Source organism: Lacticaseibacillus chiayiensis (assembly GCF_004123795.1).
Taxonomy (GTDB): Bacteria; Bacillota; Bacilli; order Lactobacillales; family Lactobacillaceae; genus Lacticaseibacillus; species Lacticaseibacillus chiayiensis.
Genome location: NZ_MSSM01000013.1, coordinates 14260 through 32560, shown reverse-complemented (window position 1 = coordinate 32560; position 18301 = coordinate 14260). Strand labels below are relative to the sequence as shown.

Here is an 18301-nt window from a genome sequence, read left to right as displayed (position 1 = left end):
AAAGTTACCCACCACAATTGCCATGAATAGAAAAATGTTCCAATACGCTGCCTTGACCATTGCGACCAAGGTCCTTACACGCAGGCTTCTGCGCTGGGGAGCGCGTTATGGAGCGAGTCAATCGAATTTCAACAGCGATAAGCACAAGCTAAAGCCCCAAGTTAAACCCCATCGCCCCTAGACGATGACCGCAGCTCAAACTTAAAGGATCCATTGGCGTGGTATCATATAATAATTGTGTTATCTGCAATTATCAAAATTTTCTTTTGATTCAACAAAGAAACTCAGGAAGGATTGCAAGTGAGGCGCGGATTGCCTAAAATATAAAGGATTACGCAACACGACAGGAGCTTATCATGGGAAATTCGCTGGGCAGCGGTAATCAGCCGCCGCGTACAGATAAGGAAAAAATGATCCGCGGCTCGGCGTGGATGACTGCCGGCAGTGTTTTTTCGCGGATTCTAGGAGCCATCTATGTCATTCCGTGGCGTATTTGGCTTGGTGCAGCTTTTCTAACGGCTAATGCTTTATTTACCAAGGGTTATCAGATTTATAGTCTGTTTTTGATTATTTCGACCGCTGGTGTTCCCGGAGCGGTTTCCAAGCAAGTCGCGCGATACAACGCGATGGGTGAGTATAAGACGGGCATGCGACTCTTTTATCATGGGACATTTGCCATGCTTCTTATGGGTATTTTGTCTTGTGGTGCGATGTGGTTATTGGCGCCATTATTGGCCGCTGGGGATCCGCGGATGATCCCGGTGTTCCGGTCATTGGCGTGGCCATTGTTGCTAATTCCATCGCTGAGTCTGATTCGCGGCTTTTTCCAAGGCTATAACGAAATGGCACCCAGTGCGATCAGCCAGTTTATTGAACAGGTTGCCCGAATTTTGTACATGCTGGTCATGACGTACGCGATTATGGTCGCTGGTAATCATCACTACTTAGATGCAGTGGTTCACTCCACATTCGCCGCATTTATTGGCGCCGTTTTTGGACTTGGCTTGTTAGTTGTCTATTTTGTTCAACAAAAACCGCGTTTAGATGCATTAGTGGCGCAAAGTAAACAGGCTCTGAATATCAGTGTTAACGAAATTTTGTTGGATGTGGCGCGTCAGGCGATTCCGTTCATCATCATGGATTCGACGATTAATATTTACTATATTGTCGATCAGTACACCTTTAACCCAATGATGAAGGCCTTCTATCGTGTGAGTGAGGATCAGCTGGATCGCTACTATGCCTTATTTGCCGGTAATGCGAATAAATTAATCATGATCATTGTCAGTTTGGCAGTTGCCATGGCTATTACCGTTGTGCCTTTGTTGGCCGGGGCCAAAACGCGTGGTGATGTTGCGGGGTTGGCACGGCAAATTACGAACACTTTACAGCTGTTCTTTATTGTGATGATTCCGTCAGCGCTTGGAATGGTAGCAGTTGCGCGTCCTTTGTATGTTTTGTTTTATCGTGATATGGATTGGTTGGGCATCAGGCTATTACAGTGTTCATCAATTTTGGCGATTTTACTGGGACTGTTTACGGTGTTAGCTGCGATTCTTCAGGGTCTCTTCAACAACCGTCTGGCAATTCAGGAGATGTTAGTCGGGATGGCAGTTAAAGTGATCGCCCAGTGGCCGATGATTTTCTTTTTCAACGTCTATGGACCGGTCATTGCAACCATGCTTGGCATGACGGTATCGAGCCTGTTGATGCTGTATTCGACGAATCGAATGTACAATATCCATGTTAGACAAACGATTCGTCGCGGTGTGGGCATTCTGGCTTTTTCATTGATTATGTGTGCCGTGTGCTACCTGATCGTGAACCTTTCTGGCATGATCATTAACCCGCGAAGTCAGTTTGGCGCCGCTTTGGTCTTGTTGGTGGCGGTTGGTGTCGGGGTATTGATTTATGCTTATTTGATTTTAAAAACGCGCTTGGCGGACATGATTATTGGCGAACGAGTCAGCCGGTTACGCGAAATCTTACACATTCGGTGATATTATGCGATTAGATAAGTATTTGAGTCATTTGCAATTTGGCAGTCGAAAAGAAGTCAAGACACTCATTCGTGACAAACGCGTTCGAGTCGCCGGGGAGCTGGTGACGGATCCGGGCTATAATATCTTGCCGGGCGTTGCTGTGGAAGTGAACGATGCTCAAGCAGACGGACCTCTCGAAGTTGACTATTTGATGAACAAGCCGGCAGGGGTCATCACAGCAACCGAGGATCCAGCGCAGCCGACTGTTCTCGATTTGATTCGGCCGCATGATTACCGGCCTGGGTTATATCCGGTTGGGCGCTTGGACAAAGACACGACCGGCCTGTTACTGTTGACTACCGATGGCAATTTAGGACATCGACTCTTGGCGCCGCATCATCATGTGGCAAAGACATATACCGCCACATTAGCAAAAGCACTCACTGATGAGATGAAGCGTCAGTTGGAACAAGGCGTTGTTTTAAAAGATTTTACAACAGCTCCCGCAGAAGTAACGGTGGTGCCGGCAACTGACAATAAAGTGATTCAAATGACGATCACGGAAGGTAAGTATCATCAAATCAAGCGTATGCTGCTGGCGGTTGATAATGAGGTGGTTGCTTTGACCCGCATCGCGATGGGGCCGTTGCATTTACCTGAAAATATGGCAGCAGGCGATTATCGCGCGTTGACGGATGAAGAACGGGCTAAATTGGCCCAGATAGCCAAATAACGGCTATGCTGTTCTGAATGATGTTTACCAATAAGTGGGACGTTAAGAAAAAGCGGTCGCAAGAGTGAATAATATGCTCTTGCGACCGCTTTTAATTATGGCCCTGTCTCGCGACGTGGACGGGAGGCATTCACTGCTGATCGTAAATTATTCTAAGATTCGGACAATTGTTTCAAATAGGTGGGGAGTTCGCGAATGATCATGGTGGGCAAAGCAACGTAACTATTCATGGCCACAATATCGGCCACATGAGAATGGACAAACACCGCTGCCAGCACTGCCTGTTTCAGTGGTTGGAACTGGCCGGCAAAAGCCGCAATGATGCCAGTTAACGTGTCGCCAGAGCCGCCGGTGGCCATTGCCGGGCCACCGGCCATATTTTCGTAAACATCATCGCCAACAAAAACATGCGTCTGAGAACTTTTGGCCACAACGATGCCAGGGATGTGGCTGGCTGCTTGTTGACTGGCGGTGACAGTTTGGTCGGAAAGTGCGAGACCGGACAACCGCTGCCATTCGACTTGGTGCGGCGTCCAAATCAGCTGCGCGTTCGGGTAGTCAAGCTGATGCGCAGCCACAAGGGTAATGGCAGAACCATCAATGATTAGAACCTGTGTTTGCTCAACTGCCGCAAAGACCCGCTTTAAAATCGCCAAGGCAGCGTTATCGGTTCCCAATCCCGGACCGACGACAATTACCGTGGCTTGACGAATAGCCGTTTCTAGGGCAGATGAGGCAGCGTCAAGAATCATGGCTTCAGGCAAGCGGGCGTGCAATGCGCTGCGGTTGACCGGATCTGTCGCCACACTGACCAGCCCGGCGCCGGCATAAACCGCGGCACTGGCACTCATGATCGCGGCACCACCGAATTGTGCGTTACCACCGACAATAAGGATTTTGCCAAAACTGCCCTTGTAAGTATCACGTTGCCGCGGACGCACCACAGTCTGCGCCAACTGTTCTGTTAACTGTTTCATAAAGCGGAAGCCTCCTTCAATACGGTCCATTCACGAAATGTTTTGGTGGTTAAATCCGCCTGGCCGCTTTGTAAGAAGTCTTTTGCAAACATGACGAGCGGCGAAGCGTTATCCCAAGATAATTTTCCCAGTGGGACGGACTGTGCTCCGAGCGAATCCTGACCGATAAATTGCGGCACGGTTTTAACTAATTGACCACCGGTGACCGTGAGCATGTAGAAAACACAGATATGTTGATTAATAGTCCAGTGCTCATACTGCCAAGGATAAACAAAGCTGGTGGCACCCAACTGACGATCAATTGTGGCAGTGAGCCCCGTTTCTTCGTTAAACTCCCGCAAAACATCATGTTCAAGCGGCTCAGGGCCGTCTAAGCTGCCACCGGGAAGATCAAAGCGGTGAATGTAAGGACCGGCATTTTTACGAATCACGATCAGGCGTTGATTAATGGTTGCAATTCCATAGCAGCCAAATGCGCGGTGCGTCTTATGTGTCATGGGTTCACCTCCATTTTTTAAGGTTAGCACGGGGGTTGTGTAGGGGCAATGTAATGTTAAAATAAAAAAGCCTTCCCAATCATCTTGGGAAGACCAATTATTTGTTGCCCGGACATTGAATACTCGAGCAAGTGAGTATTCATAATGCCGCGAACAGGAATCGAACCTGCACGGGAATAAATCCCACAGCGACCTGAACACTGCGCGTCTGCCAGTTCCGCCATCGCGGCAACAACATAAATGATTATAGCGGAAGCGCATAGGGGGCGCAAGCAAAAGTTTTAGAATTTTTGCAATTCCGGGAGTTCGCTTGTTTGCCGAAAAATGTTAGGATAAGGCATCAACTTTGATTAAGAAAGAGGCGGAATAGCCATGTCAATTTATGATTTTGAAGCCACTTTGGAAGATGGCGCAAAATATTCATTAAGCAAGTATAAGGGGCAACCTCTGCTGATTGTGAATACGGCGACAAAGTGCGGGTTTGCGCCACAGTTTGACGGTTTGGAAAAAATGTATCAAAAGTACAAGGACCAGGGATTTGTCGTCTTAGGGTTTCCTTCTGATCAATTTAAGCAGGAGTTAGCAGATGGTCATGCAGCGGCAGAGGCGTGTCGAATGAAGTATGGCGTGAGTTTCCCGATGCATCAGCTGATCAAAGTTAACGGTGAGCATACAGCGCCACTTTTCAAATACCTTAAGACGGAAGCGCCTGGTGAGTTGGGAAAATCAATTAAATGGAACTTTACGAAATTTCTCGTCGATCGCGATGGCCGGGTTGTGAAACGATTCGCACCGAAAACGACGCCCGAAGCAATTGAGCCAGCGTTGAAAGAAGTTCTTGCTTAAGTAAAAGTATGCCGTTAACAAGATATGGCGACCTGACCGCGGTGGACACACCCTGAATGGATGCGTACAATGACAACAAAAGCAAGAAAGCAGGGATCGTTGATGGAAAAATTGCCAGCTGACGTTGCAGCCTTTGTTGATACGCACTTGGTTGATCGGCGAAATAGTAACGCTGTCAAGTGGGATGGATTAAAAGAAGAATTTGGTCGGGACGATTTGTTGCCCATGTGGATTGCCGATACGGAGTTCAAAGCGCCGCAAGCGGTCCTCGATGCACTTACCGCGCGCGTGCAGGAAGGGACGTTTGGCTACTCCATCCGCCCAAAGTCTTATTATGATGCCTTCATTAATTGGCAAAAAGAACGCCATGGAGTGACAGTCGAACCGGACTGGATGCGGTTTGGCATCGGCGTCGTGAAGTCCTTATATGCCATGGTGAACTGGCTGACCGAACCCAACGATCCAGTTTTAATCATGCAGCCGGTTTATTATCCATTCATGAATGCGATCAAAGACCTCGGCCGCCGCGTCGTTTCGGTTGATCTGCAACTAACTGCGGATGGCTGGCGAATGGATTTCGAGCAACTGGAAAAGACGCTGGCAACCACCCACATTAAAGCGATGATTTTATGTTCACCGCACAATCCGGTTGGGCGGATCTGGACGCGGGATGAACTGAACCTGCTTTTTGCGATTACTAGTCAGCATGATATCACGGTGGTTTCTGATGAAATCCACGGCGACCTTGAAGTCAGCGGTCCTAAATTTACGTCAGCCTTGCAGGTAGCGGAAGGCAAAGCTCGTCGAAATCTTGTGGTGTTGAATGCGCCTTCTAAAACGTTCAATCTTGCTGCGTTGCTGAATTCCCATATCATCATTCCGGATGAAGGATTACGCACCAAGTATGACGATTTCGTCAAGCAGCTACATCCGGTCGATACCAGCTTGATGGGGCAAGTCGCTGGCGAAGCCGCTTATCGGCATGGGGCTGCGTGGCTGGATCAGGTTCTTCAGGTGGTTCGTTATAACTACCGACAATTGTTGGATGGCTTAGCGCAGGCGGCTCCCAAAGCGACCGTTGCCGATCTTCAGGGGACTTATTTAGCCTATGTTGATATTGGTGCATACGTGGCGCCTGATCACATCAAAGCTTTTGTTGAGGGTATCTGTGGTTTGGCAGTCGACTATGGTGCATGGTTTTCACCCAAAACGGCGACGTATATTCGCCTGAACCTAGCCACTGATCCGAAGCTTGTAGCTAAAGCGATCAATCGGTTAACGGAACATTTAACCCAGCCGCAGATGTGATCTTGGTCCCCAGAAAAGCCATTCTTTCAGCACTACTGATAAACTGATAAAAGCAGGTCTTTGCGTAACGCTTTTGGTGTTGACGCTAGGGCCTGTTTTTTAAAAAACATGACTGATGTGCAATATCAGGGATGCCTGATGACAAGATGCTGATTATTTAGATTGTGATCCTGCACAATGGTTTTAAGATAACGGCGCAACATTGGCGAGCGTTCGAGGACAGCCCAGCCTGGGTCGGCATGGAATCGCTTGAGTTCAGCCTTGCTCGGGTGATCATCGCCAGTGAAAAAGCGCCAGTTAAGGATTCCCATCAGTCTGGCCGCCGCATCTAAATCGTGCTCATTGGTCACACCGTTGTCCAATAGATCGCCATACGCTAAAGCTTCGCCATCTTCAAGGAAGAGGCGTTTCAAGTATCGCTGATAATGCAATAAATCAGGATTTTTTCGTTGCGCAGACGTTAGGTAAGGCGTCAGATTCGTCGTTTTTTTCTGATAGGTAATTTGATCCGGACTGAAGCTGACGATGCCGTAACTTGCCGGGCTGATCGAAAAGGCACCGCTGACGACTTCAATCGTTGGACATTGACCAGCAGGATCCCGACTGATGTCTTGGGCGTGGATATGACCGGAAAACAAGAGTGGCACATGATATTTGGTCAGTAACTTCTTTAACGCATCGCTATTGTCTAAAACATAGCCCGCATTCACAGCCTCATTGTGGTTGTAAAGATTGTGATGCATGAAAACGATTGACTTGCGATGGGCATGAGCACCAATGGCAAGTTGCTGACGAACCCAACTCAATGTTTGCGGCGAGAGCTTGCCACCTGTGTTGGGCGGGCGATTGGATGGCTCAATCGTGTAAATATTGCTGTCGAGTAGCAACAGCTGATATTGGTGGTTCAGATTCACGCGATAGCTCAGACTATTCGGATCCTGAGCCGCAGCCTGGGTATAACTGGTATGAAAAATCTGCCGCCAGTCACTGGGGCTGATTTGCTCCGTCATCAGTTGCTGCTTGCCTTTGTAAGCACGCGCCCAGCCATCGTAAATGTCATGATTACCTGGAATGATCAAAACCTTGGTGCCATTGTCAACAAGTGGTTGCAAGCGCCGCATCAAGCTTTCCGCGCTGGCTTTTGCGCCATTAAAGGTCACGTCACCGGTGATGATCAAAGCGGTTGGCCGCGCCTTAAGCGCACGTTGCACCAGTGCGTGAATGGCCACCGGTTGATAGTCCATGTCCTTGCCGGCAGCGGATTTTTTGATTTCGGTATAGGCGGTGCGTTCGTCGTGCAAACTAGGCGCGATGAAGTGGGTATCGCTGAGTACCCAGATGTTGGCGTGAGTATCACTGGTTAAAGGCGCGTTGTGATCAGGATGCACCTGACTTAACGCGAATGCGAACAGCACCATGCCAAGCAGTGCCGCAAAATATTTAACGACTTTCATTTGCTTGCCTCCATGATTCAGTTTATCACGGCATTGGTTCACTGCTGACTTGAATCATAAGATGGTTTGAACGTGAGAATAATCAGCCGATGTCAAGGTTTATTTGCTTGAAGATCTCCAAAAGTCGCGAGACAGATTATGGTAAAATGAGACATTGTTTTAAGCACCCAATCACAATGAAGCTTTAGAGAAAGGACAAATCATGCAAGTCATCGTAACCGTTATCGGAACTGATAAAGTCGGGATCATTGCGCAAGTGACCACGGCATTGGCCGACTTGAACGTCAATATTTTGGATGTGTCGCAAACCATCATGCGTGGAGCATTTACCATGATGCTGCTTGCCAAGATCCCGGATGATGCCAATTTTAAGTCCGTTAAGCAGCATTTGACGGCTTTAGGCGACAAGATCGGTGTGGAGATTAAAGTTTCCCGCCAAGAGATTTTTGATGCCATGCATCGGCTTTAATTATCATCAATTAGATCAATGAGGGGGTAGTCATGGAGACGCAGCAAATTAAAGAAACAATTGAAATGATCAGCGAGGAAAATCTGGATATTCGAACCATCACCATGGGAATTTCCTTGCTGGATTGTGTGACCGGCAGTTTACAGACAACCGCCGATCACATTTATGCCAAAATTATGCGCAAAGCCGCCAAACTTGTTCCGGTCGCCGAGGCCATTAGCGACGAGTACGGTATCCCGATTGTGAATAAACGCATCAGTGTAACGCCGGTCAGTCTATTGGCAGGCGCCGACTCAACGTTGGATTTTCGTCCGGTTGCTAAGGCAATGGATCGGGCAGCGAAAGACCTGGGCGTTGACTTAATTGGCGGCTATTCAGCCTTGGTTCAAAATGGTAGTACAGACGCGGAAGTCGCCTTGATGAAAAGTTTGCCAGAGGTATTGGCGACGACAGAACGGGTTTGTGCCTCGGTCAATATTGGCAGCACCCGCAGCGGTTTGAACATGGATGCCGTGAAGCTAATGGGCATAGTGGTTAAGCAGGTGGCCGCTCGTAAGTCACAGAATGCGATGAAACTGGTGATCTTCTGCAATGCCGTAGAGGATAATCCGTTTATGGCCGGCGCCTTTTGGGGTGTTTCTGAAGGTGACGTGGCGATTAATACCGGGGTTTCCGGTCCGGGTGTTGTACAACGAGCGTTAGCAGCCGAACCACATGCCAGCTTTGAGCGTGTCTGTGAAACCATTAAACAGACTGCGTTTAAAGTGTCACGAATGGGACAATTTGTGGGTAAAGTGGCGGCTGAGCGGTTAAAAGTTCCGTTTAATATTGTTGACCTGAGTCTCGCGCCAACGCCAGCTAAAGGCGATTCGGTTGCGCAGATTCTAGAAACAATGGGTCTCAGCCATGTTGGCACACCAGGAACGACGGCAGCCCTCGCTTTGCTCAACGATGCCGTGAAAAAAGGCGGCATTATGGCAGCAGAACGAGTTGGCGGTTTGTCAGGCGCCTTTATTCCGGTATCCGAGGATGCAAACATGATTACAGCCGCAGCTAATGGCCAAATCAGTTTGGAAAAGTTGGAAGCAATGACGGCCGTTTGCTCGGTCGGACTGGATATGGTGGCAGTTCCAGGTGATACACCTGACGCTACAATTAGCGGCATGATCGCCGATGAAGCAGCGATTGGTATGATCAATAACAAAACCACAGCCGTTCGCGTGATTCCCGTGCCAGGCAAACACGTGGGTGATCAGGTGGAATTCGGCGGACTTTTCGGTACTGCTCCGATCATGGCAGTCAATGAAGGTGACGCCTCTCAGTTCATCAATCGTGGCGGCCGGATTCCGGCACCGATTCATAGCTTTAAAAATTAATTTGAGTGGCCATTTTAACTTTGCAAAAAGTGCTTCATTCAATAACTCACCATCAAAAAGCCTTGTCAATCCGACGATTAGCGGTAGGACAAGGCATTTTTAATGGTTGGCGTAATCTGTAGACGAGGTGAAGATGATGTTTGTAGCGTTAGACGAGAACAATCACCGTATCACATTAACCAGTCATCAACAGGCACTTCAATTGACTGGCGGTCGTTTTCATTGTCCACTTTGTCAACAGCAAGTGTTCATCAAAAATGGTGTGGTATTGCCGGCGCACTTTGCTCATCGGCAGCGGCCAGTGGGTGAAGGCGAACCGGAAAGTGCCGAACATCTGGCTGGGAAAAGTTGGTTGGCAACCTGGCTTCGACAACATGAGCGGCCAGCAACACTGGAATATTATGATGCCGCGATCCGTCAGCGTGCCGATCTTCTGATTCACCAACAACCACCTAAAGTGTTGGAATTTCAGGCCAGTCCGTTGAGTATTCCTGATTTAAAAAAACGGACAACGATGTATCATCGCCGCGGCTGGCAAGTGAGCTGGATTTTGGGACGCCGGTACCACGACTCACAAGGCAAAAGGCAAGCCCGCAAATTCTTGACGCTGGAAAATGATGTGTTGACATTGTGGTACTTAAACGTACAGATCGGAACTTTATCGCGGTTGCAGTTAAAAAATAAAGGCCGATTTTGGACACATTACGCACACAACAACCCGCCAAACCAACAATGGCAGCCCGAATCAGTTGACGGCTATCGCCAGGCCAGGCAAATCGCTTTAAGTCTCCAGAAGTGTGCTCGTCCATGGATGAGTCTCCAAGCACTAGCATATGAAGGACGTCATAACTTGCAAGGTGCTCCATGGGTGATTCATGACCAACCGCACCCGCTGCGGCATTTTGGCGTACCGGAATTACGACTGCGGGCTCATTGGTTACTGACATTTGAAGGTCGGAACTTCACAGCAGCGCAGAGTCAGCGTTTTTGGGTCGGTGCATTACCAGATATCTGGACGCCTTTGTTGCCAGCCGGGACGCTTGCCAAGAAGCTTGATGCCCATTGGCTGAGATTGATCAAAAACGCTGGCTTCATCGGCTTTGATGGTTCGCGCTATCGATGGCGCCAATTGCCACAATGGTTTGCGGATATTGATCGAAAGTTAGCCAACACAACGCGCTCATCGGAATAGACACGTGCGCATAAGAAATTCAAAGCTTAAGTGGTCGAAGCTCGCCCATAACGCCCAAAGCAACTTACACGCCGACTCTCAACCTCGCGCCAGCTCACCCTCACAATAAGCGGCCGGGTCATAATTCGCAGCCATAAGAAAAATGCAATCAACGCTTCCGTTATCGGTGCGATAATCGGAAATGTCGTTTGCATTTTGTTTTTCCATGGATAACTTGTAAGAAGTTTTAAGATACTAGTGCCAAAGCGGAGCAATCGTAGGCTGGATGGGGCTCAGCCGTAGAACAACACAGCGAACGGGCTTTGTCGCTGATGTTGTTAGGCGACTTTGAGACAGCGGGTTTCTGGCTCAAAGCGCCGCCTACGCTCTAGCTTCGCGGTCGCCAGCACATCCGGCCGAAGATTGCGTCGTTTGGCACTGCTTGGGACTCATGCCTGGGATTCTGCATCGTTCGGAATCCAGTGATTCAAAGACATTCCACACGAATTATGACCCAGCCTTTTAAGTAAACCCATAAAACTATTAAGTTAAACTGCTTGCTGCCAGATGAAACCGATTGGCAAAGCGACCTGCACGCGCTCATGTCAGGTCGCTTTATCATGGAACTAGGTCAATAACGTTAGAGGAACCTAAAAGAATCGAAAATGACCGCCCATATTCTCCGGTTGTTCAGTGAAGAATCGCGCCGGATCCTTTCTGATGAGGTCGCAAAGTTGCGGAATGAGATCGGCATCACTGATTTGCTCGATTAGGACAGCATGACCGTCATCAACGGCGCGATCCGTGTCCACAATGACAAGAGAAGGAGTCTGAGTAATGCCCATCTGGTTGGCAGTTCGCTGATCAGAGTCAAATCCCATTTTGACTTCGGTACGCTGCCGATCCTCATAGAACATTTCATGATCTAAATGACATTTCGTCAGCATTTTGGCAACGAAGGCGGCATCATATTGATACTGAACTAGCGGCGCGTGCTGTTGTAATCGCAACAGCAACATGCGCGCCTTCTTATTGCCTTGGTATTGGGCCGCCTTATAATCCAATGCAAGGTTATAAGCGGCACGTAACAACTGATTTCGTTTGGCAAGGCTGTGAACGTTTAATTGTTCGTACTGCATAAACTGTTCAATAATGTCCAGATTGAGAAATGGAACAAAATGAACTTTTACCTCTTGTTGGAATTTATCCAGTTGGTGTAGCAGCTTCTGTTCTGTGTTCAGACAGATACTGCCAATCGGATTAAAAAAAAGAAAAATTTCTAACACGGTCTTGGCCTCCAATTTGCTGGCAACAAATTTCTACACTTACTTTATCAGAAATCGTGCAAGTAACAATTATTTAGCTTGTGAATCATGCACATGCTCGTATGCACGTTGTACTTTATTGATGACGGGTTGTTTTTTTATGTGAAAATTTTGTAGTAAATGATCGTAGAATTTTTTGGCTTCATCTAGGTTTTGATACTCCATTTCCAATTCAAAATCAGAAGTCTGGTCGATGTAAAAAGTCTGATTGAGTGTTAACAAGCCAGCCGGCAAATGTGCGAGTCGTCTGGTTGTTTTGGCCTGTGTTTGTGGATGGACGTTTGCCGGATCAATATGGCGGGCAGCCAAAGCCTGGGTGACCTGGCCCGACTTAAGCTCACCACGTTCAATTAATTTTTGTGCTTCCACTGATGTAAGGGGATCGGTAATTTCCTGAAGATCACGATGCTGACTGTCGTTGGGAACCTTTAGTGTTTGTTCGGCATGGTCGGCAAATTGGCGAATCCGCAAGCCAAGATGTGCTGCTTTGACAGTGCCGTCAGCTGTGTCATAATAAGTGTTCATTTGGGAAAAAGCCGGCTCAAACTCAAAATGATTTAAAATCGCCAGAAATGCGGTTTTGGTTAAACAAGTTTTAAATTCCTGTTCGCGGGAAATGGACATAGGCTGCCTCCAAAAGCAACGGCACCGGTTACATGCCAAAAATATGATAGAATGGTGGTCGTGAGTGCAGTTGTTAGCTGTTGGCAAGTCAAGCGATTGATCTTTGCCTTGTTGGTTGACAAAACACATACCACATTATTAGTAGTTTAATATGGGAGGGCCAGTAATGCAAAGAGACTGGGACAGTTTCTTAATGCCGTATGAACAAGCGGTCGGGGAATTAAAGATTAAATTTCGTGGCATGCGCAAACAATTTCAACAGGCCAATGAGCATACGCCCATTGAATTCGTGACGGGACGGGTTAAACCGGTCAGTTCGATTATTGAGAAGCAGAGTCGCCGGTTCATTAGCGATAAGCTTTTGGAACAGGATATGCAAGATATTGCTGGTCTGAGAATTATGTGCCAATTTGTGGAAGACATTTATCAAGTGGTCGATCTGCTTCGTCAACGGACAGATATGAAGATTGTCGAAGAAAGGGATTACGTGACCAATGTAAAACCTTCCGGCTATCGCAGCTATCATGTCGTGATTGAATATCCGGTGCAGCTGATTCATGGCGAAAAAAAGATTCTAGCCGAAGTCCAGATTCGTACCATGTCGATGAACTTTTGGGCAACGATCGAGCACAGTCTGAATTACAAATACAATGGCGAGTTTCCGGACACGCTAAAAGCCCGACTTAAGCGAGCGGCGGAAGCTTCCTTCATGCTTGACAAGGAAATGTCCGATATTCGCGAAGAAATTCAGGAAGCCCAACATTTATTTGTTTATGGCAAGGGACAACAGCCGTATTCCGATACAACTGACGAAAAAAAGCCCAACAGTAAAAAGGATGAATAAAATGCGCGTAACGGTTTTTCATAATAGCATACCTGCCTCCGTCACGGCAGCCCAGAAACTAATTAAACTGTTAAAAAACGGTCATTTTGAACTGAATGAACGGCATCCCGACGTTGTGATCACAATCGGTGGGGATGGCACGTTGTTGTCAGCATTTCATCGTTATGCCGACCAGCTGGATACCATTCGCTTTATTGGCGTGCATACCGGTCATTTGGGATTTTACACGGATTGGCGCGATTTTGAAATTGAAGACCTTGTAATTGCCTTAAAAGAAGATTCCGGACAAAGTGTCAGTTATCCGCTTTTGGATGTTCGTGTCATGTATGCGGATGCTACGAGTGCCCATTATTTGGCGCTTAATGAATCAACTTTGAAGCGGTTGAACGGCACGATGCGGACAGAAGTTTATATCAAAGGCGATTTCTTCGAGAGTTTTCGAGGCGATGGCTTGTGTGTTTCTACGCCGACCGGTTCGACGGCCTATAGCAAATCAAACGGCGGTGCCGTTATGCATCCGCGGTTGGACGCGCTTCAGGTTACCGAGATTGCGTCAATTAACAACCGTGTGTTTCGAACGCTTAGCTCACCGATCATTACGGCGCCTGATGAATGGGTGACGCTGGAGCCGACTGGTCGGGATGATTACGTGATGACGGTTGACCAGTTCGTGATTAATCCGCCAACCATCAAACAGATTTACTATAAGATTGCTAAAGAGCGCATTCATTTTGCGCGTTATCGGCACATGCATTTTTGGGATCGGGTCGAAGATGCTTTTATTGGAGCAAAACATTAATGCGCTTTGAATGGCATTACAATGGTCCGCCGCTTAAGTTGGGAGCCTTTTTAAGACAACAGGGTTTTTCGCGTGCCCAACTAAAAAAGCTTCGCTATCAAGGCGGCTTTATTTTTGTGAATAAACGTCAACGCAATACTGCGTACGGGATTCGCACCGGAGACTGGATCCTGCTTCAGACTGCGCCAGAACAGGCGGCTGACAGTGTCGTTCCATTCCCGCATCATCTGGCGATTTGTTATGAAGATGATGATTATCTAGTCGTTAACAAACCAGCTGGCGTTGCGTCGATTCCGGCGATCGGTCGTAAAAATGACAGTATGGCCAACATGGTAAAAGCTTACTTGATCAAAACTCATGCGGAAAGTCAGGCGGTACACGTTGTCACTAGGTTAGATCGGGATACCAGCGGTTTAATGGTATTTGCCAAGCACAGTCTGGCGCACAGTCTGCTGGATCGGCAACTGCATAGTGCGGCGTTCTTGAAGCAATACGTGGCGATTGTTACTGCTAAGTCGTCCTTGCCTGCGCATGGATGGATCGTGTTGCCGATTGGTGTCAGCCAAGGCTTTTATATGCGGCGAATTGTGAGTACGACTGGCAAGTCATCAGTGACCGAATATCGAACGCTGGCGCAGAATTCGCAAGCGGCGGCGGTGTTGGTTACGTTGCACACCGGCAGGACGCACCAGATTCGGGTGCATTTTGCGGCGATCGGGCACGCGTTGTTTGGTGACGATCTCTACAGTCGGCAACCTGTCAGCTTTGAACGGCAGGCATTGCATTGTGCGCATCTGCGTTTTTGGCAGCCGCTGAAAAAGAAGTGGCTGGATTTGCAGGCACCGTTGCCTGACGATATGACTAAGCTGGCTGAGTGTTTGCAATTACCATTACGTGTATGAGTGGCGATTTTCGGTCAGCTCCGGCGCTAATCATTCACCTAACTTTGCATACAAATACGCTCAAAGTCAGTCCCAAGCGGTGGCCGACGTTGAGCGTATTTATTTTAGCGTAAACTTTAGAAATTGCCTTTATGATAACCTGAATCGGCATCAAATATAAATTGTTTCTTCAGGCCATTAGTTAAGTAGATTTTTTTGTCGTTGGTGATGAAAATGGCTTGGATGTGCTGGCTGTTTTTAGCGTTCATATATTGCAAGCCATCTTTGAGTCCTTTGTCAAAGGCGGCGTTTGACAATGCATCGCCATCCACGCTTTTTTTGGAAACGATGGTGACTGAAGCAAGATTATTGTCATAAGGATAACCGGTTTTGGGATCAAAAAGGTAAATGTATTTATGGCCGTGGGAAATCAGATATTGCTCATAGGTGCCGGCAGTGACGATCGATTCGTCACTTTCCGGAATGGTGCCGACAGCGGTGCCGCGCGCGGCAGTCGGATCCTGAATGCCCACATGCCAGTCCCGTTTGGCCCCTAATGGTGAGTGGCCCATGACAACCACGTTACCGCCAAGATCGATAATGGCAGACGTGACGCCGTCCTTACGTAACACTTCACGAACTTTGTCGGCTACCCAGCCTTTGGCGATGCCACCGAAATCGAGGCGCATGCCCTTTTTAGTAAGATAGGCAGTGTTGTTTTTAGGATCCAGTTTGACGTCGCGCCAGTTAACCAGCGGCAATGCTTGGTTGATTTCACTTTGCGCGGGCACCCGGGCACCCGGTAAACCGATTTGCCACAGATTTGTGACCGCACCGATCGCCATATCAAAGCTGCCATTTGAGTTTTTGGAAAAATAATAAGCCTTTTCCAATAGCGGCATGAAGTCTTTTGGCACTTTGACTGGCTTAACGCCGGCATTGTCATTGATTTTATCAAGCACGGAACCGCTGCGTGTCAGTGTCGCCTCATTATCAACATGGTGGATCATGTCAAAGCCGTCTTTGAGTGCCGACTTTTTGCCCTTATCGTAAATCGTTAAAGTACAAGTCGTGCCCATCACGAATTCGTTTTGTGTATACGGGGTTTTGAGGTAAGTCGGTTGAGCTTTTTTCTGGCAACCGAATAAGGTCAAAAGTCCGAAGCATGCTATTATACCGATAAAAAATTTTCGCATCATGCGTAACCCTCGTTTCATTTTTCCCTCTAGTATCATACCGCGCGTTATCTAAAAAGAAAAACCGGTTTGAGCTAATACGCAGCATTCTATCAATACATCAAAAAAATCGGTTCTGAGACAAAAGACTGTGTTGGTGAGCCTTTTTGTTCCAAGAACCGATTTTGGAATAGCCTTATTCAATCGCGTCTAGCACAGGCGGGCCGCGACGGTGTTTGGCTTAAAATTGAATCAACTTAGTACCGTGCAATTCTTTGACACCTAACTTGTCGGCAATTGCCGCGGCATTTTGACTGGTGATACCACCGCCGGGAAGAATCGTGATTTGATCTGCGGCGTGAGCGATCAGCATTTGTAAGTGGGGCAGGGTTGTCTCGATCGGGGTCGTGAGCGGTCCGCCGTGCGTTAAGATGCGGTCAACATGATGTGCTGCGAGCCAGTCGATAGCGGCCGGTTGTTCGTCTTCGGGAATGGCATCAAAGGCCATGTGAAAAACCACGCTCATGCCAGCACTCGCTGCAATCAGACTGGTCATCGCATCCTCGTCAATCAGGCCATCTGTGGTCAAGGCGCCAAAAGTCACGCCATCAACACCGAGTGCCTGCGCTTCAAACAAGTCGGCTTCCATCATTTTTAGTTCGGTGTCATTGTAGACGAAATTTCCGCCCCGCGGCCGAATCATGGTCACAAGACTGCGCCCATGTTCGTGGACATATTTTGCACTTTCCGCCATAACGCCTTTCGAAACCGTTGTGCCGCCCACCGCCAGATTATCGTTAAGTTCGATACGATCGGCGCCAGCAGCTAAGGCTTGGGGGATATGCGTATAATTTTCAACAGCAACTTCTCGTAACATTTTTGCCTCCTATGGTGACTTTAAAGGAACATCATAAGCAACACGATAGTACCAAGCGCGATTCGGTACCAGCCAAAGGCTTTGAAATCGTGTGTCTGGACAAATTTAAGTAGCCACTTGATGGCGACGATGGCAACCAGGAATGAAACGACGGAGCCGGTTAATAAGACCATACACTGTTCACCGGTGAAGCCGTTGCCTTGCAGCAAATACTTGCCGATTTTTAGAATCGAAACCCCAACCATGGTCGGAATCGCCAAGAAGAAGGAAAACTCAGTCGCAACGTAGCGGGACGTGCCGATTAATAAGGCCCCCAGAATCGTCGCGCCGGAGCGGGAAGTGCCAGGTACAATTGACAGGACCTGGAAAAGACCGATCAATAGTGCGGTTTGGTAAGTGATATCAGCCAATGTCGTGATGTGTGACGGTTTGTTTTTGAGGTAGTTTTCCACGATGATGAACAAAACCCCATAAACGATTAAAGTAGTGGCAACGACGAGTGGTGTATGTAAATGTTTATCCATCCAGTCATTAAGCGGCAGGCCAACGACGACGGAAGGCAAAACCGCGACGATGACTTTTGCCCATAACTGCCATGTTGCGTTTTGTTCCTTCACGGTCGGCTTGGAAAATGGATTCAGCTTATTGAAATATAATAAAATGACAGCTAGAATTGCGCCGAACTGAATGACATATTCAAACATGTCCATGAATTCGCGTCCCTGAGACAATTTAACAACCTGACTAACTAGGTCAATGTGGCCGGTGGAACTTATCGGGAGAAATTCCGTCAGCCCTTCGACGATCCCAATAATCGCGGCTTTAATAATATCAAGCATAATAACCCTCCAATTCTCAATGTTAACAGTATACAAGGTTTTAGCCTACTTGCCACATTGAAGCCGCAATTTATTGGGATCTTACATAATTCGGCAACACTAGTAGGCTGTGTTGGTTGCTTGA

At 47.9% G+C, this 18301-nt stretch carries 18 protein-coding genes and 1 tRNA gene; 10 read left to right on the top strand and 9 right to left on the bottom strand.

The genetic code is table 11. The features are described from left to right. Positions 1–356: 356 nt before the first annotated feature. Complete coding sequence (locus tag BVJ53_RS06365) at positions 357–2000, top strand: putative polysaccharide biosynthesis protein (protein WP_129301681.1); 1644 nt, start codon at positions 357–359, stop codon at positions 1998–2000. 4 nt (positions 2001–2004) lie between these two features. Further along, positions 2005–2715 carry a pseudouridine synthase gene (locus tag BVJ53_RS06360; RefSeq protein WP_129301695.1) on the top strand — a complete coding sequence of 237 codons (711 nt, stop codon included), beginning with the start codon at positions 2005–2007 and terminating at the stop codon, positions 2713–2715. 152 nt (positions 2716–2867) lie between these two features. On the opposite strand, the gene BVJ53_RS06355 is transcribed toward BVJ53_RS06360, so the two are convergent. The 3 genes from BVJ53_RS06355 to BVJ53_RS06345 all read right to left on the bottom strand — a co-directional run bounded on the left by BVJ53_RS06355 (position 2868) and on the right by BVJ53_RS06345 (position 4419). Further along, positions 2868–3692, bottom strand: a complete 825-nt coding sequence (locus tag BVJ53_RS06355) for an NAD(P)H-hydrate dehydratase (RefSeq protein ID WP_129301680.1) — start codon at positions 3690–3692, stop codon at positions 2868–2870. Then, complete coding sequence (locus tag BVJ53_RS06350) at positions 3689–4189, bottom strand: NUDIX domain-containing protein (protein WP_129301679.1); 501 nt, start codon at positions 4187–4189, stop codon at positions 3689–3691. Before BVJ53_RS06350 ends, BVJ53_RS06355 begins: the two co-directional genes overlap by 4 nt. Before the next feature lie 145 nt (positions 4190–4334). Beyond that, positions 4335–4419: transfer RNA gene (locus BVJ53_RS06345), tRNA-Leu, on the bottom strand. A 142-nt stretch (positions 4420–4561) separates the two neighbouring features. Here BVJ53_RS06345 and BVJ53_RS06340 point away from each other — a divergent pair. Together BVJ53_RS06340 and BVJ53_RS06335 are read left to right on the top strand one after the other, a co-directional pair. Then, positions 4562–5035: a glutathione peroxidase gene (locus BVJ53_RS06340; protein ID WP_129301678.1), complete on the top strand. Its 474-nt coding sequence runs from the start codon at positions 4562–4564 to the stop codon at positions 5033–5035. Positions 5036–5137: 102 nt separating this feature from the next. After that, positions 5138–6343 carry a MalY/PatB family protein gene (locus tag BVJ53_RS06335; protein ID WP_129301694.1) on the top strand — a complete coding sequence of 402 codons (1206 nt, stop codon included), beginning with the start codon at positions 5138–5140 and terminating at the stop codon, positions 6341–6343. Between the two features lie 125 nt (positions 6344–6468). Here the strand turns inward: BVJ53_RS06335 and BVJ53_RS06330 are convergent, their stop codons facing one another. After that, positions 6469–7797, bottom strand: coding sequence for a metallophosphoesterase (locus BVJ53_RS06330; protein ID WP_129301677.1), 1329 nt, complete (start codon positions 7795–7797; stop codon positions 6469–6471). A 202-nt stretch (positions 7798–7999) separates the two neighbouring features. Here BVJ53_RS06330 and BVJ53_RS06325 point away from each other — a divergent pair, with 202 nt between their 5' ends. The 3 genes from BVJ53_RS06325 (at position 8000) to BVJ53_RS06315 (ending at position 10834) form a co-directional block, all read left to right on the top strand. Beyond that, complete coding sequence (locus tag BVJ53_RS06325; RefSeq protein ID WP_129301676.1) at positions 8000–8266, top strand: ACT domain-containing protein; 267 nt, start codon at positions 8000–8002, stop codon at positions 8264–8266. Positions 8267–8298: 32 nt separating this feature from the next. Further along, complete coding sequence (locus BVJ53_RS06320) at positions 8299–9642, top strand: PFL family protein (RefSeq protein ID WP_129301675.1); 1344 nt, start codon at positions 8299–8301, stop codon at positions 9640–9642. A 136-nt stretch (positions 9643–9778) separates the two neighbouring features. Further along, positions 9779–10834, top strand: coding sequence for a competence protein CoiA (locus BVJ53_RS06315; RefSeq protein ID WP_129301693.1), 1056 nt, complete (start codon positions 9779–9781; stop codon positions 10832–10834). Positions 10835–11463: 629 nt separating this feature from the next. Here the strand turns inward: BVJ53_RS06315 and BVJ53_RS06310 are convergent. Both BVJ53_RS06310 and BVJ53_RS06305 read right to left on the bottom strand, forming a co-directional pair. Continuing rightward, positions 11464–12099, bottom strand: coding sequence for a DsbA family protein (locus BVJ53_RS06310; protein ID WP_129301674.1), 636 nt, complete (start codon positions 12097–12099; stop codon positions 11464–11466). Positions 12100–12168: 69 nt separating this feature from the next. Then, positions 12169–12762, bottom strand: coding sequence for a CYTH domain-containing protein (locus tag BVJ53_RS06305; protein ID WP_129301673.1), 594 nt, complete (start codon positions 12760–12762; stop codon positions 12169–12171). 166 nt (positions 12763–12928) lie between these two features. Between BVJ53_RS06305 and BVJ53_RS06300 the strand changes: the two genes are divergently transcribed. Genes BVJ53_RS06300 through BVJ53_RS06290 form a run of 3 tightly spaced genes read left to right on the top strand, consistent with a single transcriptional unit; the run spans position 12929 to position 15307 of the window. After that, entirely contained in the window at positions 12929–13606 is a 678-nt protein-coding gene (locus BVJ53_RS06300) for a GTP pyrophosphokinase (RefSeq protein ID WP_129301672.1), read from the top strand. Position 13607: 1 nt separating this feature from the next. Continuing rightward, positions 13608–14405 (top strand): NAD kinase, encoded by a 798-nt coding sequence (locus tag BVJ53_RS06295; protein ID WP_129301671.1) that lies wholly within the window; start codon positions 13608–13610, stop codon positions 14403–14405. Beyond that, positions 14405–15307, top strand: coding sequence for an RluA family pseudouridine synthase (locus tag BVJ53_RS06290; protein ID WP_129301670.1), 903 nt, complete (start codon positions 14405–14407; stop codon positions 15305–15307). Before BVJ53_RS06295 ends, BVJ53_RS06290 begins: the two co-directional genes overlap by 1 nt. A 116-nt stretch (positions 15308–15423) precedes the next feature. Here BVJ53_RS06290 and BVJ53_RS06285 read toward each other — a convergent pair whose 3' ends face one another. The 3 genes from BVJ53_RS06285 to BVJ53_RS06275 form a co-directional block, all read right to left on the bottom strand. Continuing rightward, complete coding sequence (locus BVJ53_RS06285) at positions 15424–16482, bottom strand: FAD:protein FMN transferase (RefSeq protein WP_129301692.1); 1059 nt, start codon at positions 16480–16482, stop codon at positions 15424–15426. Between the two features lie 220 nt (positions 16483–16702). Then, positions 16703–17338 carry a copper homeostasis protein CutC gene (locus BVJ53_RS06280; RefSeq protein WP_129301669.1) on the bottom strand — a complete coding sequence of 212 codons (636 nt, stop codon included), beginning with the start codon at positions 17336–17338 and terminating at the stop codon, positions 16703–16705. Positions 17339–17358: 20 nt separating this feature from the next. Then, positions 17359–18177 carry an undecaprenyl-diphosphate phosphatase gene (locus BVJ53_RS06275; protein WP_129301668.1) on the bottom strand — a complete coding sequence of 273 codons (819 nt, stop codon included), beginning with the start codon at positions 18175–18177 and terminating at the stop codon, positions 17359–17361. Positions 18178–18301: the final 124 nt, after the last annotated feature.

Coding starts and splice junctions, on each gene's coding strand:
- BVJ53_RS06325 (WP_129301676.1), top strand. CDS start 8,000: ATGCAAGTCATCGTAACCGTTATCGGAACTGATAAAGTCGGGATCATT.
- BVJ53_RS06280 (WP_129301669.1), bottom strand. CDS start 17,338: ATGTTACGAGAAGTTGCTGTTGAAAATTATACGCATATCCCCCAAGCC.
- BVJ53_RS06285 (WP_129301692.1), bottom strand. CDS start 16,482: ATGCGAAAATTTTTTATCGGTATAATAGCATGCTTCGGACTTTTGACC.
- BVJ53_RS06300 (WP_129301672.1), top strand. CDS start 12,929: ATGCAAAGAGACTGGGACAGTTTCTTAATGCCGTATGAACAAGCGGTC.
- BVJ53_RS06305 (WP_129301673.1), bottom strand. CDS start 12,762: ATGTCCATTTCCCGCGAACAGGAATTTAAAACTTGTTTAACCAAAACC.
- BVJ53_RS06320 (WP_129301675.1), top strand. CDS start 8,299: ATGGAGACGCAGCAAATTAAAGAAACAATTGAAATGATCAGCGAGGAA.
- BVJ53_RS06315 (WP_129301693.1), top strand. CDS start 9,779: ATGTTTGTAGCGTTAGACGAGAACAATCACCGTATCACATTAACCAGT.
- BVJ53_RS06290 (WP_129301670.1), top strand. CDS start 14,405: ATGCGCTTTGAATGGCATTACAATGGTCCGCCGCTTAAGTTGGGAGCC.
- BVJ53_RS06355 (WP_129301680.1), bottom strand. CDS start 3,692: ATGAAACAGTTAACAGAACAGTTGGCGCAGACTGTGGTGCGTCCGCGG.
- BVJ53_RS06275 (WP_129301668.1), bottom strand. CDS start 18,177: ATGCTTGATATTATTAAAGCCGCGATTATTGGGATCGTCGAAGGGCTG.
- BVJ53_RS06295 (WP_129301671.1), top strand. CDS start 13,608: ATGCGCGTAACGGTTTTTCATAATAGCATACCTGCCTCCGTCACGGCA.
- BVJ53_RS06365 (WP_129301681.1), top strand. CDS start 357: ATGGGAAATTCGCTGGGCAGCGGTAATCAGCCGCCGCGTACAGATAAG.
- BVJ53_RS06330 (WP_129301677.1), bottom strand. CDS start 7,797: ATGAAAGTCGTTAAATATTTTGCGGCACTGCTTGGCATGGTGCTGTTC.
- BVJ53_RS06340 (WP_129301678.1), top strand. CDS start 4,562: ATGTCAATTTATGATTTTGAAGCCACTTTGGAAGATGGCGCAAAATAT.
- BVJ53_RS06350 (WP_129301679.1), bottom strand. CDS start 4,189: ATGACACATAAGACGCACCGCGCATTTGGCTGCTATGGAATTGCAACC.
- BVJ53_RS06335 (WP_129301694.1), top strand. CDS start 5,138: ATGGAAAAATTGCCAGCTGACGTTGCAGCCTTTGTTGATACGCACTTG.
- BVJ53_RS06360 (WP_129301695.1), top strand. CDS start 2,005: ATGCGATTAGATAAGTATTTGAGTCATTTGCAATTTGGCAGTCGAAAA.